Raw genomic sequence first — 16,369 nt, forward strand, 5'->3', positions numbered from 1 at the left:
AACGACATCACGTGATGAAATAGGACAGCTGGTAACGGCTACAAATGACATGAATCATCACATGCGTGATCTGATCAATCAAATAAACGAGGTTTCGGAAACGGTCAGTACGCAGAGTGAAGCATTAACACAGTCTGCCAGCGAAGTGAAATCCGGGTCAGAACAAATCGCGACAACGATGCAGGAATTGGCATCCGGTTCGGAAACACAGGCGAATAGTTCAAGTGAGCTGTCTTCTGCCATGTCAACGTTTACGACAAAAGTTCAGGAAGTGAGCGAAAACGGCGAGCAGATTAAAGACTTTTCCAATAAAGTGCTGGGCATAACAGATGAAGGAACCCAGCTGATGAACGCTTCCAGTGAGCAGATGGAGAAAATCGACCAGATTGTACAGGATGCCGTTCAAAAAGTAGAAGGACTGGATACGCAGTCTCAGGAGATTTCCAAACTGGTATCGGTTATTAAAGATATTGCTGAACAGACGAACCTGTTAGCATTAAATGCAGCGATTGAGGCAGCCAGGGCAGGTGAGCACGGCAAAGGATTTGCAGTTGTTGCAGATGAAGTCAGGAAATTGGCAGAACAAGTTTCTGAATCCGTTACGGACATTACAAGCATTGTCACGAATATCCAGCGTGAATCCAGTGTGGTCACTGATTCTTTACAGGAAGGCTACAAAGAGGTCGAAAAAGGGACGGAACAAATTAAGTCCACTGGTGACAAATTTGGCGGGATTGACACGGCTGTAACCGACGTTGTGAGTCGTATTCAAACTGTGTCGGATAGCTTATCTGAAATGGCAGCGAACAGCCAGCAAATGAACAGCTCGATTCAGGAAATTGCAGCCGTTTCTGAGGAGTCTGCGGCTGGCGTTGAGCAAACATCGGCTGCATCACAGCAAACAACTAGCTCGATGGAAGAAGTGGCAGCCAGTGCAGACGATCTTGCAAAGCTGGCTGAAGATTTAAATGGACTAGTTCGTGAATTTAAACTGTAAAGAATTAAAACATATGGCAGAAAAGCCCCCCCGAATCCTTTCGTAATAAAGGATCGGGGGGCTTTTCTGTTAAAAGTCAATCCTTTGATTCTTCATCTGCCTGCAATTGGTTCTCAGCCATCTTAGCTAAGTCCTGGGCGTTCGTGCTGATTTCCTGAATTGTTGATGATATTTCCTGAATAGAGGCTGCTTGTGTATCGGACATTTCATGGACGCTTGAAAATGCATGATCCAGTTCGTCTATCAGGTGTTGAATATGTTTGGTTGCTTCATCAATCTGTGTGACATTATCCTTTGAGTTATTTGCCAGTTTGCGGATTTCCTCAGCTACCACATTGAATCCTTTGCCTGCTTCACCAGCACGCGCTGCTTCAATCGAGGCATTAAGACCCAACAGGTTGCTCTGATCTGAAATACCTTTAACAACGGTTGAAATTTCACCAATTTCATTTGTGCTGTCTTGGACTTGTTTTACTTGGGACGATATGTTGGTCACCTGATCGGCCAATTCAGTGATTGAGCCCGTGATTTCCTCAACTGAAGCTGCCGATTCCTCTACAACCGCGGAAAGACTTTCGGCCACTTCATGCAATTTATTGGCTTTTTCAAGACTGGTCCCAATACCTATCCCACCGATGACGGTACCTAGATCGTCGTGAAGTGGAATAGCCCGGGCAATCAACGGGAACCCAAATAATTCTTTTGGTACAATTTCCGATTTCGGATGATTGTCTCTGATGGCATTTGTGATAATGTCTCCTTCTGCCAGTGGATCACCAGGTTTTACATTCAGTGAGAAAGTGTCACCGGGAAAATTAATGATAAGTTTTTCCGTATCATAGATGCCAACAGTTATATCGTCATGAATTAAATTGTTCAAAAATGGAGCCACTTGAATAAAAGCATCCAATAGATCTGTCCCTGTCTCTGTATTTGTTTTGGTGTCGGCCAATTCAATTCTCCTCTCCTTTTATTTCTTAAAAACAGTATTAGCGAGACTTCATTCAGTTAGTACGGGAGTTCCCGTTGTTGATAGTTAACTGATATCCATTTAAGCGTTGTGAATTCTTCCAGGCTCCACTCACCATTCAATTGGCCAAGCCCGGAGTTTTTTTCGCCGCCAAATGCGACAATCGGTTCGTCATTGATGGTAATGTCATTGACGTGTATCATTCCGGTATGCACTTTCTTGGCTAATTCAACACCGCGTTCCCCGTCAGATGTATGAACAGCTCCGCTTAATCCGAATTCAGTGTCATTAGCGATTTTGATTGCTTCCTCATCTGTTTCAAATGACATGACACTGACAACCGGACCGAACAGTTCATCCTGTGCTACAGCCATGTCCGGGGTGACATCAGTCAGAATAGTTGGTTCCACCATATTTCCAGTGATGTCACCTTTTAAAATGGGGGTAGCGCCTTGTTCAATACCTTTTTCAATAATGGCTTTAAGATGTTCCGCTGCCCCCTCATTTACAACGGGGCCGATGACGGTATCCGGGTCCCGCGGGTCACCGGTTTTGAGCGACGCGATTTTATCCTTATATTTTGTAATGAACTCATCGTAAATGGATTGATGTACAATGATACGGTTAGCGGACATGCAGATTTGCCCCTGATGTGTGAACCGGCTGAATGCTGCAGCGTTGACCGCATAGTCGATATCGGCATCTTCCAGAACGATGAATGCGCTGTTGCCGCCTAATTCGAGTATCGGCTTCTTAAAGTTTTTCACTGCTAATTGACCAATGTGGCTGCCGACCTTGGTTGAGCCAGTAAACGAAATGATTCTTGGTATCGGGTGTTCCACAAAGCTGTCACCGATTTCCTTGATATCTGTAACAACAACGTTAAATAACCCTTTGGGAATCCCTGCTTCTTCAAAGATCTTAGCAATGAGTGTCCCACCCATAATCGGTGTTTCCTCATGCGCTTTCAAGACGACACCATTACCGGCACCGATTGCAGGGGCAACCGACTTAACGGACAAGAAAAATGGAAAATTGAATGGGCTGATGACACCGACAACACCCGCCGGCATCCGGTATAGACGGTTTTCCTTTCCGTTTTCAACCGACGGCAGGATTTTGCCTTCTTTTCTCAGCGGGAATGTTGCCGCTTCCTTAATGATGTCTTTTACCAGGCCAATTTCAAATGCGGCTTTGAGGCGTGTTCCGCCCAGTTCATCGATAATGATATTGGTAATGTCTTCTTCGTGCTCTTCAATATACATAACAGCTTTTTCAAGAATATCACGCTGCTTGTACGGGTTGATTTGATTCCACTCATCCATTGCTTCTTGCGCGGATTTGTAAGCTTCATCGACATCCTCTGAATCGGCTAACCTGAATTCAGTGATAACCTCATCACGATATGGATTTTTATCAGCTAGCGTACGGCTGCTTTTACCGTCACGCCAGGCCCCTCCTATATACTGTTTGTTAAGCGATTTAATATCCGTCATGATTATGCCTCCTAGTTGATTAAATGACTCACTTCTTTAATATCGGCAGGATGTGGCTGGGATTTGAATGAAGATAAGAAGTGATATTATTAGGAATTGCAAGAATTAAATGCAGCTAAGATACATCGACGTTAGGTTATGAAAAAATTGCGTTTTTATTGAACATCTTTGAAGATTATTTAACACCTGGTCCTAATTATGCTACATTATAACTATACATTTATCCTTTATCGGAGGTACATATATGAATGCATTATTAAAAGATCGAAATATTGTTGTAATGGGTGTTGCGAATAACCGCAGTATTGCCTGGGGGATTACAAAATCACTCTATAATGCTGGAGCAAACCTTATTTTTACGTATCGCCAGGAGCGTTCTAGGCAAAAATTAGAAAAAATGCTGGAGAAAAATGAGATTGAACCGCAATTGGTTGTTTCCTGTGATGTTGAGGACGATGATAGCATTAAGCGTGCATTTCAGGAAGTCGGCGACAATGTTGGAACCATTCACGGGCTTGTCCATTCGGTTGCTTTTGCAAACACGGATGAACTGAAAGGTGATTATGCCGACACGTCACGTGATGGTTATCTGCTAGCCCAAAATATCAGCTCTTATTCACTTGTTGCGGTGACTCGTGAAGTCAGGAAATATATGACTGAGGGTGGCGGCATCGTAACCCAGACATACCTTGGTGCAGAACGTGTTGTCCCAAATTATAATGTCATGGGTGTTGCCAAGGCTGCACTGGAAGCCAGTGTACGATATCTTGCTGAAGATGTCGGAAAAGATGGTATCCGTGTGAATGCTGTTTCAGCCGGTCCAATTCGCACACTATCAGCTAAGGGTGTTGCAGGTTTCAATGAAAAAATGTCCGTTATTGAAGAAAAAGCACCGCTCCGACGTCAGGTTGATCAGGATCAGGTTGGAGATGCGACTTTATTTTTACTAAGTGAATTAGCGCGGGGCGTTACTGGTGAAGTGCTCCACGTTGACTCCGGTTTTCATATTGTAACCGGATCTTAGTCCAATCCTGATTATAGGCGAGCATTCTGACACAGAGTGCTCGTTTTTTCATTTTATCCCCTAAATGAATTACAAGCCCCTTCACCGCTTTGCATAGATTAAACTATACAAGCATATAACCACTCTGCCTTTTATATCCGCTATTAAACCGGAGCTTAAAAAATCATAGATATGAAAATAATTCTAAAGACTCGGCAAAAACATGTACTAGAAAACAAAAATACAAACATTTGTTCGCATATTTCGTATAAACTGTGCTATACTACCAAACAGAAGCTGCTCCTTCAGACGGACAGACGGCTGACAGATCCCTGCTGTCAAAGGGGGTGAGGCTTTTGAGTGTATTTGAAGTGTTCATGGTACTGATTGGGTTCGGTACCCTGTTGATTGGATTGTTGGCGTTAATTGTGGAAATGATCAACAGAAAATAGACCCCTCTAATCCGCTTTTAGAATGAAAGAGAGGTCTATTGTAGAAAGCCGAACCACTGAAGGTGCAGCTTATCCGACCACAGTGACTGCTGTGGTCTTATTAATATATGCAAAATTCTTCCTACATTATACCTAGAAAAAGTCATGATGAAAAGAAAAATGAATCAGCATCCAAGCATATTAAAACAATAAAAGCAATCATTTTCATACAAATAAATAAATATTTTATGAAAAATGTTCACAAAAAATTCATAAATTCAAATTGACCCAAATACATGCTAAAACACCAACCCTTTCCATCAAATCCTGACATAAGTCATGATACTTCGACGTGATTATTGACTCAATTTGCACGAGATTGCTGAGATTCGACAAAATTAATCAAAAAAACATTACTTGACTGTTGTGTATAATAGAATATAAGGAAAAAAATGAATATTTTGTAAAGAAATGGGGGTGCTTGATCAGCAGGAAACTGAGAAAGCCTTGGACCATTTTTGGAAGTTGTATAATAGTATGAAAAATTCATCATGTATTATATCCAAAAACTAGGTCTTTTTAATCATTTTAAATCATATTTTCAGAAGGAGGTGTTTAGATTGTGGAAGGCATACAAGTCAATTGATTCATTTAATGGCAACTTTTCATCATGGGCAAAAACAAACATTCAAATCGAAATGGCCAGCGATGTGCTGCAAAATGACGATAGGATGCAGCAGTATGAGCTATTGTCAAATATGCTTCAATCAGATATACCTTCGAATGCTCATAGCGGTCTAAATCATTTGGACAGGATTCAGGAAAAGTTAACGGTTAACCAATGGAAATGGCTTTATAATTACATTATCTTACATCAGAGTGCCGGAGAAGAAGAATAGCCAAAAGCAGAACGCAGATGATTTGGGGTTACTCGACAAAACTTGCTGATTGAAAAGTCATTTCCCAGGCAATATTATTTCCTCTGTAAACTGGTACTCGCTTTTTAACGGAATGCGGGTGCCAGTTTTAGTACTTTTTACATATATTTTTTCAGCAATTTCTTTAAACAATGGGTATTTTTGCCGATATATTAGGAGAATGATTTTTTTTGAAGTATCTTATTATAGAGCCATTTCTGTAATAGGTTCATTGATTTATTCGTGCGATAGACTCTTAGAGATCGTTTGTCATCAAGGGGGGGGGTACAATTATTGTTCAGAAAGTTCAAATTCAAAAATGTAAAAATAGGCTGGAAGTATGGTTTTGTTTTATGTTTAATTTTTATTTTAATAGGCATTTCAACAGCTTTTGTTTCAAAACTCATTGCTGATATCGGTGATGATGTCGATGTGCTGGAACAAAGAGGAGATCGGGCAATAACGCTGACGGAGATGGGGTCATTGATCCGATCGAAAAGTATTCGGATTGCAAATTACCAGCAGGAACCGGATCAGGCGATTATTGACGATTATGAACAGCGTCGTGAAACGTTGGATTCTTTAAAAGCAGATATGGCAGATAAAATGACAACAACGGAACAGCAGGAGTTATTTGACAAAGTGGCTGCGAATGATGCGCGAATGGATGAATTATTTCATGACTACATCATTACCGCAATTGATCAAGATAAACCGCTCACAGCAGAGGATTATGTTGTTCAGGCCGATAATCTGCGAGGTAAAACAGTTGATATGCTGGAAGAATTACGAACCATTGTCAATGATCAACGCGACGAGGCGATTACGAATGTGGAAGAAAATCAGGAGCTCACATATATTGTGCAGATAGCGTTAATCCTGTCATCTATCCTGATAGGAAGTGTGCTTGTTTTCTGGGTTACCAGAAACATTTCTCACAATTTAAATCAAGTGGTAGATTTCAGCACGAACATAGCGAATGGAAACCTTTCAGCTGATTCAATTGATTATGATGGCCATGATGAAATCGGAAAACTGGCTTATGCGATGAACAGGATGAGCGATAATCTCCGAAGCATCATTCAACAGGTATCCCATGTATCTCAAAGTGTCACCAGCCAAAGCGAAGAGTTAACACACTCCGCAAATGAGGTGAAATCCGGATCCGAGCAAATTGCCGGTACGATGCAGGAATTGGCGTCCGGTTCTGAGAATCAGGCTAACAAGTCAAGTGAATTGTCCACTGCTATGGGATCGTTTGCGGCAAAAGTCAAGGAAGCGAATGAAAATGGTGAACTTGTCCATCATGCATCAAATGAAGTTCAAAGTATGACAAGTGAAGGCAGCCGATTAATGGAAACATCAAGTCATCAAATGGCTAAGATTGACAGAATTGTACAGGAAGCAGTTCAGAAGGTTCATGGGCTAGATGCACAGTCACAAGAAATATCAAAACTGGTATCTGTTATAAAAGATATTGCAGATCAAACGAACCTGCTGTCACTAAACGCAGCCATTGAAGCAGCAAGGGCAGGTGAGCATGGCAAAGGATTCGCAGTTGTTGCCGATGAAGTCAGGAAGCTTTCCGAGCAAGTATCTGACTCAGTAACGGATATTACCGATATCGTGAAAAATATCCAAAATGAGTCAAGTATGGTTGCAGAATCACTGCAAGGCGGTTATCAAGAAGTTGAGCAAGGAACGAGTCAAATTAACACAACTGAGGAAACGTTCAAAGGTATCAGTATGTTTGTTACAGAGATGTCCACACATATCCAGACAGTTTCCAGAAATCTGTCTGAAATGGCATCAAACAGTCAGCAGATGAACAGTTCTATCCAGGAAATTGCCGCTGTATCGGAGGAGTCAGCGGCAGGTATTGAACAAACGTCCGCGTCATCACAGCAAACCAGCAGTTCTATGGAAGAAGTGGCTTCAAGCGCCAATGATCTGGCTAAGCTAGCGGAAGAATTAAATGGGCTCGTACATCAGTTTAAGCTATAAAGGGCAGATAACCATATAATACGTTACATCGGCCTGATTTCGATAAGTAAGAAGGTTCTTTGCATCAGCAAGGAATCTTCTTTTTTTAAAAAACAAAAACCGTTATGCTATATTAGACTGTAGACATTTTTGTATCTAGAAACACATGTGGACAAAAATCGTAATAGTTTGGATGAAAGAAGGGACATTCTAGAATGACACACAATGAATCAAAGCAATTATATAATTTTCTGCTCGTAGCAGGAATTATCCTCGTGGCATTCAACCTGCGTCCAGCCATTACATCGGTTGGTCCGCTGATCGGTATTATCCGTGATGATATCGGACTGTCCAACTGGAGCGCAGGGATGCTGACGAGTTTACCGCTAATAGCTTTCGCGGTTATGTCACCCGCTGCCCCGAAACTGGGGAACCGGTACTCCAATGAACGGACCCTACTGGTTGGTATGATCCTGCTTCTAATCGGGATTTCTGTTCGTTCTATTTCGGTTATGTGGCTTTTGTTTACTGGAACGTTATTTGTCGGGTTGGGAATTGCGATTTGCAATGTTCTTTTGCCTGGTGTCATAAAGGAAAAATTCCCAGCAAAAGTCGGGCTGATGACGAGTGTATACTCGACAGCGATGGGGATTTTTGCTGCCTCAGCTTCCGGTTTAAGCATTCCCCTTGCACAAGGGTTTAATATGGGATGGCAACTGGCACTGCTTGTCTGGGCAACACCGGCCGTTTTGGGTATTATGATATGGATTTATCTTTCACGAAAACAAAATACAAGTGATGATACCGACATGAAGTATGTCAGTGTAAGTGATAACCAGATGTGGAGATCACCGCTGGCCTGGCAGGTTGCCTGTTACATGGGTCTGCAGTCGTTTTTGTTTTACGTGACGATTTCATGGCTTCCGGAAATATTGCATGATAATGGATTATCAATGGCAACTTCAGGGTGGATGCTGTCTTTTGCCCAGTTTGTCGGACTTCCCGCAAGCTTTATTGTGCCGGTTGTTGCCGGCCGCCTGAAATCACAACGCAGTATTGTGCTTGTGATGGGGATGTGTGCACTTGGTGGTTATAGCGGATTGCTGATCGGTAGCTCGTTTACGGTTATGGTGATCAGTTCGATTTTGATTGGCATTACGTTAAGCGGTACATTTGCACTTGCGCTTGCCTTGTTAGGAATGCGTGCTCGTAACGCCCGGCATGCTGCAGAACTGTCCGGCATGGCGCAATCGCTTGGGTATACATTGGCAGCAGTGGGCCCAATGTTCATTGGCTATTTATACGATTTAACCGATTTCTGGACGATACCACTGATGACGCTGATTGGTGTGGCTATTCTCGTTATGACTTTCGGAATGGGTGCAGGAAGGGATCGATATGTACTGGATTGATTAGATCCGGCATGTAACGCGCAACCCCCACATATCTTTTTTTGGGATGTGAAGCAAATGCAGCAGCAAGAATATACGATAAAAGATTTATATTTTTGGCGGATTACACTCAGTTTGGCATTGGCATCTTTTTTTGTTTTTGCCGGGATGTATGCGGTACAGCCGCTTCTGCCTGTGTTTGTGGAGGATTTTGGGGTGCCGGTGTCCGCCTCGGGTCTTGTGCTGTCACTGACGATTGTAGGCCTGATTATCGGGCTTATTGTGCTCGGCTTTATGTCTGATCGTGCCGGGCGAACTATATATATTAAACTATCATTAGCAGGCTCCGCGATTCCGTTTTTGATGATCCCGCTTTTTGATTCATTCCTGCTACTGCTTATTTTAAGGCTGGTGCAGGGGTTTGCTCTGGCAGGACTTCCGGCTGCTGCGCTTGCTTATCTAAGTGAGGAAATTGACAGGCGGAGTGTTCACGTGGCCACTGCACTCTATATATCCAGCAATGCGCTTGGTGGTATGATCGGCCGGGTGATGACCGGTTATATAACTGATCATTTTTCATGGGAGATTGCTTTTTATGCACTTGCTATCCTTGGTCTTGTCATTTTAGTTGCGGTGATGTTCATGCTTCCGGCATCCCGTTTTTTTGCGCCAAGTTCACTGCCGTTTTCAAGAGACCTTAAGGCATTTATTTATCACTTGAAAAATCCTGGCTTACTGCTGTTTTTTGGCCTCGGGATTGTGCTGCAACTGTCCTTTACCGGTATGTGGACATATTTGCCGTTTTACCTTCAAGCACCGCCGTTTTCATTATCGTTGGAAGTCATTTCATATACCTTTTTTGCCTATGGTTTGGGTGTGATTGGTTCCCCGCTTGCAGGTTGGCTGGCGGGGCACTTTGGACTGAAAACCGTCCGGCTGACCGGTGTTTTTGTGATGTCAGCCGGTATATTGTGTACGCTTGGATCGGATTTGTGGATGATTGTCTCCGGATTATGTATAGCATGTCTCGGGTTTTTTACTGCTCATTCGTTAACTGCCTCATCGGTGAGTGAGGAAGTCACACACCATAAAGGGAGTGCTTCAAGCTTATATCTGGTATCCTATTATATTGGCGTTTCACTTGGCAGCTCAATGCTCGGTCCGTTGTGGAGCGGTACAGGATGGACCGTGCTGATTGTTTTGCTCGGGATTATTCCTGCTGTCTATGTTTTGATTGTGCGTGTTATGCAGAGCAGATTGACAAAATAAAAACGAGGCTGGGACAAAAGTATATAAGCCAAAGATAAATCCGAACGATGATTCCACTATGATTGGAACAGTTCGGATGTATCTTTTGAAGTATTTTTGAACATTTATTGCGAATGATCCATCAACTGAGAAGTCACTTGGTCTTAGATTCGCTTGCTTCTATGCTTTTGTTGGTGAGTGCATGATGGTCGCTGCGGAAAAATACGCCCTTTCCGGGGCACAGCCACAGCCAACGTTGCCAAGAAAACCATTTGGCAAAGTGGATCTTTGGCTCGCGCTGTTCCCTCAGGCATGTCGCATTTTTCCGCAGCTTAGAATCGTGTTCTCATAAGGTGACAGCAAGTTCAATGAATATCGTTCTATAAGTTCTTTTCTTTCACCAATCAGAGGCAGCATACGGAGACTCCTATAGGAAGAGCACGAGCCGAAGCCCCCACAGGAAAGAGGTCTTGGCTTTCCGAGGAGACTGAGGCCGTTCCCATGGAAAGCGCAGTATGCTGCCGGAGCGAATGATAGCAATCACTAAAATAAGAATGGAAGGAAGGCTGCACCCCGACAAATTGTCACGCTTTAGTAGTCGTTATCAAAGATGAATAAGGATGTGACTGTTGAAAAGTCAAATGCAGCACTTCCTGCCCTGTAATCGTTCGTCTTTAGCGTGGAACTTTTAATTGTGTCCCAGCCTCGTTTTTGTTTAGCTGTTTGTCAGCATGTCGGGAATTTCTTTCAAATCAATGCCCCATGCGACAGGGAGCCAGAAGTAAATGGCTAATGCGACTAATAGTATACCAAATATATTCAGGGCAAAACCTGCTTTCGCCATATCCGGAATCCGCAAATAGCCGGAACCGAACACGACTGCGTTTGGCGGTGTTGCTACAGGCAGCATAAATGCACTGGATGCCGCAACACCTGCAGCTACCATGGCTGTAAATGGATGAACACCAAGTGCAACCGCAAGTGATGCCATAATCGGATACATCATATTGGCTGTAGCGGTATTGGAAGTAATTTCTGTCAGGAAGATAACCATCGCTGCTACAACGAGCAATACAATGAACAAATGAACGCCTTCCAGAACCGTTAACTGGTTGCCGAGCCATTCAGATAAACCTGATTCCGTAAATCCGCTTGCGATGGCAAGTCCTCCACCAAATAACAGCAGAATGCCCCAAGGAAGTTTGACGGCTGAATCCCAGTCAAGCAGATGATCTCCTTCTTTGTTCTTGGCAGGAATCATGAATAGGATAATGGCCGCTGTCATCGCAATAATTGCATCATTGATATTTTCATTCACGTATTCGGTCAACACAAATGAGCGGGAGATCCAGGCCAGGGCAGCCAGCGTAAATACAACAAGTACCGCCTTTTCCTCATAGGATGCTCTTCCCAGTTCATTTTTTTGTTCCTTAATGACTTCACGTCCACCCGGAAGCTGGTTAATTTTTAGCGGATAAGCTATTTTAACAAGATAAAACCATGCAACAACAATAAACAGCCAGGCTATCGGTACACCGAACAGCATCCATCCGGCGAAAGAAATCTCAATCCCGTACATATTATTGACAGCACCGGCCAATGCAGTATTTGGCGGTGTTCCAATCAATGTTGAGATGCCGCCGATTGAAGCGGAATAGGCAATGGCCAGCATTAGTGCTTTTCCGAAACCAAAGTTTTCCTTGGATGTGTCAATTGAATCGTCGTTTTTCAGTTGCTCAGATACCTGATAAATAATTGCAAGCCCGATCGGCACCATCATCATTGCAGTTGCGGTGTTGGAAATCCACATTGAGAGGAATCCCGTAGCCACCATAAAACCAAGAATAATGCGTTCTGTATTCGTACCGATAATTGAGATGATGGTTAGTGCGATACGCTTGTGGAGATTCCACTTTTCCATAGCCAGTGCGATCATAAAACCACCCATGAAAAGAAAAATGGTGTCATCACCATAAGAAGATGTTGTTGGTTCAATATCCAATCCGCCTGTCAGCGGGAAAAGAATGATCGGCAGGAGGGAGGTCGCCGGAATCGGGATTGCCTCGGTCATCCACCAAATAGCAATCCACAATGTACTGGCAAGTACACCTTGCCCGGCATCAGACAACCCCTCAGGCTGAAAAAATAATAATGTCAGTATGAAAAGAACAGGGCCTAAAATCAACCCAATAAATTGTGCGGGCTTGTATGAGCGGTTGTTGTTCCCGCTATCGTTTCTTTTTGCCGTATTTGGATTCGTGCTGTCCGATCCGAAATCGGACGTATTTGGCCGAACGAAAAAGCTCAGTAATTCTTTTGCCTGGTCATGTTTGTCCCACAGCCAGTTCCATGCAGCAGTTATCATATTGTCCCTCCTTGATAGATTCATAAGTTTAAATGAAACCGGTAACATTAACCGAAATTATTCTACATTATAAGAGAAAATCTGACAATGAGCAAACAATTTTTGGTTATCATATCAAAAAGTAAGGGTCTTCCATATCGTTTTTGGCTATCGCCTTCGTGGTTAAAGCCTTCACTTTCCGTGGACAAGCCGCAAGTTTCCTCGGCTTTATACTTCACTTGCGAAGCCTCGCGTTGCTGCACTTCCTGCATGAGTCTTCTTTGAGATCCATTAAAAAACACAATCCTTTAGAAATCATCCAAAAATGGCTGACATTTTTCTAATATTACTGATGGATCATCATGTTTCCATTGTAAAAATATGCTATCATTTTAGTAATGATCGTTTATGGAAACATTTTGATGCAAACTGGAAAAATGCATAGGAAATGGAGGTTAGACATTGAAGAAACTGCTGCTTACAGGGTTTGAACCTTTTCTGGCCTTTTCGATCAATCCGACTGCTGAGATTGTCCGGAAACTTAATCAAAGGAAAATGAATAACTTTCAAGTAGTAGGCGACATATTAACAGTCGATTTCCAGAAATCGGGAAAACAGCTCGTTGATATCATTGAAGACCACAATCCTGATGCCATTATTTCATTAGGTCTTGCTGCGGGCAGAAACCGCATCACACCGGAGCGAATCGCGATCAATTGCAATGATGGACCACAGGACAATGGAGGCTATAAACCGGTTGGAGAAAAGATTTTTGCGGATGGTCCGGACGGCTTGTTTACTAGACTGCCCATCCGTCAAATGGTTAAACACCTTCAAAATGCAGGTTTACCGGCTGAAATATCCAACACAGCCGGGGCATATTTGTGTAATCACGTGATGTATCATGGACTCTATTATTTCGACGGTCCCGCCGGTTTTATCCATCTGCCGGCTTCTCATGCGCTCGCTGTTGAGAAAAAGCTGCCGAGCTGGTCACAGCAGGATTTGCTGCAGGCAGTGAAAGTTTGTATTGAAAGTCTTTAGGAGGGAACTCATGAATTTTACCCAGCCCAAAGTCCCTGTTCCTGCCGGTAAATGGGAAAAGATTTTTCATTCTGCGTCGATCGTACTTATCATAATGACCTTTATGTATGCGGCATTAAAATACGCTAGTCTGCCGGATACGATCCCGATTCATTTTAATGCACAAGGTGAAGTGGGTAATTGGGGAAATAAAGCGATGATTTTTATGCTTCCGGTCATTTCGCTGCTGCTGTATATCATGTTTTATTTTTTAAATATGGTCCCTCATTTGTTTAATTTGCCTGTCAACATAACCGAGGAAAATGCAGCACGTATCTATCCACTGGCACGTATGATGATGGCGATTTTTAACTTTGAAATGATGGCGATCTTTTCCTATGTAACATGGGAGATGATCAATGTGGCACAGGGTCATTCCGCCACATTGGACATTTGGTTTGTTTTGGTTGTGTTTGTCGTCCCCCTTGGCACTATCGCACTTTTTATCCCGTGTATGCGGCGTCGCCAATAAATCCAAATAGATTCATTGCTTAGCATCACGAAATATATTACAATAATCGCGACGATGTTAGAAAAGTAGGTTGATAGACTTGCCTAAATTTGTTTGGCTATTGGTCATTGGAACGGCGATTAATGTGACAGGCGCTTCGTTTTTGTGGCCTTTAAATACGATCTATATGCATAATGAGCTCGGCAGAACCCTTGCTTTTGCCGGGTTCATTTTGGCGTTGAATCAGGGTGCTTCCATTGTTGGAAATTTGGTCGGTGGCATGCTGTTCGATAAGTTCAGTGCCTACAAGACCGTCCTGATTGGTACCGGCACCGCTTTTGCTTCAGCTGTTACCCTGGCTATTAATCACAGTATTGTGCCATATTCGGTTTTACTCGTCGTGATCGGCTTCAGTGCCGGAATGACATGGCCGGTCATGTTTGCCATGGCGGGGTCTGTCTGGCCTGAAGGAGGAAGGCGAGCCTTTAATGCGATTTATGTTTCCCGGAATTTCGGTGTAGCACTTGGTGCCGCACTGGCCGGGTATGTTGCCAGTTTTTCGTTTGATTATGTTTTTATCGCAAATGCCACATTGTTTGGGATGTTTTTCCTCTTTACATTGATAACGTACCGTGGCATGGATATGGAACGGAATAATCGTATGCATACGTCGGTTATTGAACAAAGCAAGCGAATTGAAGATAAATCAGCTTTTATCGCCTTAGTCATTTTGTGCAGCGGTTTAATGATTACATGGATTGCCTACAGCCAGTGGCAGTCAACGATCGCCTCACATACACAGGATATCGGTATTCCGCTTGATCGGTACAGTTTATTATGGGCGGCAAACGGTTTTCTGATAGTGATTGGACAGCCGCTGATTAAATGGATCACCAACAGGATTACATCGGAAAAGATGCAAATATATGTTGGAACGACGATATTCCTCGGCTCGTTTATCGTTGCCATGTTTGCTGATGCGTTTGCATTTTTTGCCGTAGCAATGGTTATTTTAACAATAGGCGAAATGCTTGTCTGGCCAGCTGTTCCGACGCTCGCCCATAAATTGGCACCAGAAGGCCGTGCCGGATTTTACCAGGGAATTGTGAACAGTGTTGGTTCTGCGGGACGGATGGTTGGCCCATTTCTCGGTGGTTTGATAGTTGATCTGTTCAATATTAAGGTATTATTTTTAGTATTATTAGGCTTATTGTTGATTCCATATATAACAACACGCATTTACGACAAAGGAATGATACAAAAAAGGAGCGTCTGAATGGATATAAAGTTAATCGCACTGGATATGGATGGGACATTGTTAAATAGCGAACAAGCTGTTTCTGATTTCAATCGGGAAAAGATCGCGCAGGCATTGGCCAAAGATGTCCACGTTGTATTGAGCACCGGAAGATGGTTAAGTTCATGCTACCCGTATGCTGAATCATTAAATTTGTCGTCTTATTTAATTACGTGTAATGGCGGTGAAATTTGGACGGTTGACAAGGAATTAAGAGAACGTCACTTGCTTAATCCGGAACGTGTTCAAATGATGTGGGAACTGGCAGACGACATGGGGATCAATACTTGGATGGTTTCTACTGACAAGATTTGGTACGGAAACGGTCCGGATCATTTTTCCGATCACGAATGGCTCAAATACGGCTGTGATTCCCATGATACGGAAAAATTGGATACTATCGTCAAAGAGCTTTCCTATTATGATGATCTTGAATTGACCAACTCACTTCCAACAAACATCGAAGTCAATCCGAAGGGTGTCAGTAAAGCAAGTGCACTCCAGCATGTTTGTGATGAAATCGGTATTACGATGGAAAATGTAATGGCAGCAGGAGACAGCTTGAATGACATTAAAATGATTCAGGAGGCGGGAATCGGTGTTGCCATGGGGAATGCTCAGGAGGCTATAAAAAATGTTGCTGATTATGTAACAGATACAAATAATCAGCATGGTGTCGGCCAGGCCATTGAAAAATTTGTGCTCTAAAATTGGTCAGGTCCCCTTCTATTTGGCAGATTTGAACATATACTGTAATA

The 16,369-nt window shown here is 43.0% G+C and carries 14 protein-coding genes; 11 read left to right on the forward strand and 3 right to left on the reverse strand.

The features are described 5' to 3' along the window. A partial coding sequence (locus BM195_RS18220; protein ID WP_170848150.1) for a methyl-accepting chemotaxis protein occupies nt 1-997 on the forward strand: 997 nt, incomplete at its 5' end. A 76-nt stretch (nt 998-1,073) separates the two neighbouring features. Here BM195_RS18220 and BM195_RS04380 read toward each other — a convergent pair. Next, complete coding sequence (locus BM195_RS04380) at nt 1,074-1,955, reverse strand: methyl-accepting chemotaxis protein (protein ID WP_090234195.1); 882 nt, start codon at nt 1,953-1,955, stop codon at nt 1,074-1,076. Between the two features lie 50 nt (nt 1,956-2,005). Beyond that, nucleotides 2,006-3,463: a benzaldehyde dehydrogenase gene (gene yfmT / locus BM195_RS04385; RefSeq protein WP_090234200.1), complete on the reverse strand. Its 1,458-nt coding sequence runs from the start codon at nt 3,461-3,463 to the stop codon at nt 2,006-2,008. Between the two features lie 244 nt (nt 3,464-3,707). Here yfmT and fabI point away from each other — a divergent pair, with 244 nt between their 5' ends. From fabI to BM195_RS04415, 6 genes are all read left to right on the forward strand, one after another. Then, nucleotides 3,708-4,487, forward strand: coding sequence for an enoyl-ACP reductase FabI (gene fabI / locus BM195_RS04390; protein ID WP_090234204.1), 780 nt, complete (start codon nt 3,708-3,710; stop codon nt 4,485-4,487). A 326-nt stretch (nt 4,488-4,813) separates the two neighbouring features. Then, nucleotides 4,814-4,918 carry a putative holin-like toxin gene (locus tag BM195_RS04395; protein ID WP_244535665.1) on the forward strand — a complete coding sequence of 35 codons (105 nt, stop codon included), beginning with the start codon at nt 4,814-4,816 and terminating at the stop codon, nt 4,916-4,918. Nucleotides 4,919-5,517: 599 nt separating this feature from the next. Continuing rightward, entirely contained in the window at nt 5,518-5,796 is a 279-nt protein-coding gene (locus BM195_RS04400) for a hypothetical protein (protein WP_090234211.1), read from the forward strand. A gap of 312 nt (nt 5,797-6,108) precedes the next feature. Then, nucleotides 6,109-7,818, forward strand: coding sequence for a methyl-accepting chemotaxis protein (locus BM195_RS04405; protein WP_244535666.1), 1,710 nt, complete (start codon nt 6,109-6,111; stop codon nt 7,816-7,818). A gap of 194 nt (nt 7,819-8,012) precedes the next feature. Continuing rightward, on the forward strand, nt 8,013-9,209 hold the full coding sequence (locus BM195_RS04410; protein ID WP_090234215.1) for a CynX/NimT family MFS transporter: 1,197 nt from the start codon (nt 8,013-8,015) through the stop codon (nt 9,207-9,209). 57 nt (nt 9,210-9,266) lie between these two features. After that, the gene (locus BM195_RS04415; RefSeq protein WP_090234217.1) at nt 9,267-10,457 is read left to right on the forward strand and encodes an MFS transporter; all 1,191 of its coding nucleotides are present in this window, start codon (nt 9,267-9,269) and stop codon (nt 10,455-10,457) included. Between the two features lie 694 nt (nt 10,458-11,151). Here the strand turns inward: BM195_RS04415 and BM195_RS04420 are convergent. Next, complete coding sequence (locus BM195_RS04420; protein ID WP_090234219.1) at nt 11,152-12,801, reverse strand: SLC13 family permease; 1,650 nt, start codon at nt 12,799-12,801, stop codon at nt 11,152-11,154. Nucleotides 12,802-13,242: 441 nt separating this feature from the next. Here BM195_RS04420 and BM195_RS04430 point away from each other — a divergent pair, with 441 nt between their 5' ends. From BM195_RS04430 to BM195_RS04445, 4 genes are all read left to right on the forward strand, one after another. Next, nucleotides 13,243-13,824, forward strand: a complete 582-nt coding sequence (locus BM195_RS04430; protein ID WP_090234226.1) for a pyroglutamyl-peptidase I — start codon at nt 13,243-13,245, stop codon at nt 13,822-13,824. Nucleotides 13,825-13,834: 10 nt separating this feature from the next. Then, nucleotides 13,835-14,335: a DUF1648 domain-containing protein gene (locus tag BM195_RS04435; RefSeq protein ID WP_090234229.1), complete on the forward strand. Its 501-nt coding sequence runs from the start codon at nt 13,835-13,837 to the stop codon at nt 14,333-14,335. A gap of 79 nt (nt 14,336-14,414) precedes the next feature. Beyond that, complete coding sequence (locus BM195_RS04440; protein ID WP_090234231.1) at nt 14,415-15,590, forward strand: MDR family MFS transporter; 1,176 nt, start codon at nt 14,415-14,417, stop codon at nt 15,588-15,590. Next, complete coding sequence (locus BM195_RS04445) at nt 15,591-16,319, forward strand: Cof-type HAD-IIB family hydrolase (protein WP_090234233.1); 729 nt, start codon at nt 15,591-15,593, stop codon at nt 16,317-16,319. Nucleotides 16,320-16,369: the final 50 nt, after the last annotated feature.

Origin of the sequence: Lentibacillus halodurans (genome assembly GCF_900112045.1) — a bacterium.
Classification (GTDB): Bacteria; Bacillota; Bacilli; order Bacillales; family Amphibacillaceae; genus Lentibacillus; species Lentibacillus halodurans.

Bases quoted from the DNA above. Each gene is read 5' to 3' on its own strand.
- yfmT (WP_090234200.1), bottom strand. From the start codon at position 3,463: ATGACGGATATTAAATCGCTTAACAAACAGTATATAGGAGGGGCCTGG.
- BM195_RS04445 (WP_090234233.1), top strand. From the start codon at position 15,591: ATGGATATAAAGTTAATCGCACTGGATATGGATGGGACATTGTTAAAT.
- BM195_RS04435 (WP_090234229.1), top strand. From the start codon at position 13,835: ATGAATTTTACCCAGCCCAAAGTCCCTGTTCCTGCCGGTAAATGGGAA.
- BM195_RS04410 (WP_090234215.1), top strand. From the start codon at position 8,013: ATGACACACAATGAATCAAAGCAATTATATAATTTTCTGCTCGTAGCA.
- fabI (WP_090234204.1), top strand. From the start codon at position 3,708: ATGAATGCATTATTAAAAGATCGAAATATTGTTGTAATGGGTGTTGCG.
- BM195_RS04415 (WP_090234217.1), top strand. From the start codon at position 9,267: ATGCAGCAGCAAGAATATACGATAAAAGATTTATATTTTTGGCGGATT.
- BM195_RS04420 (WP_090234219.1), bottom strand. From the start codon at position 12,801: ATGATAACTGCTGCATGGAACTGGCTGTGGGACAAACATGACCAGGCA.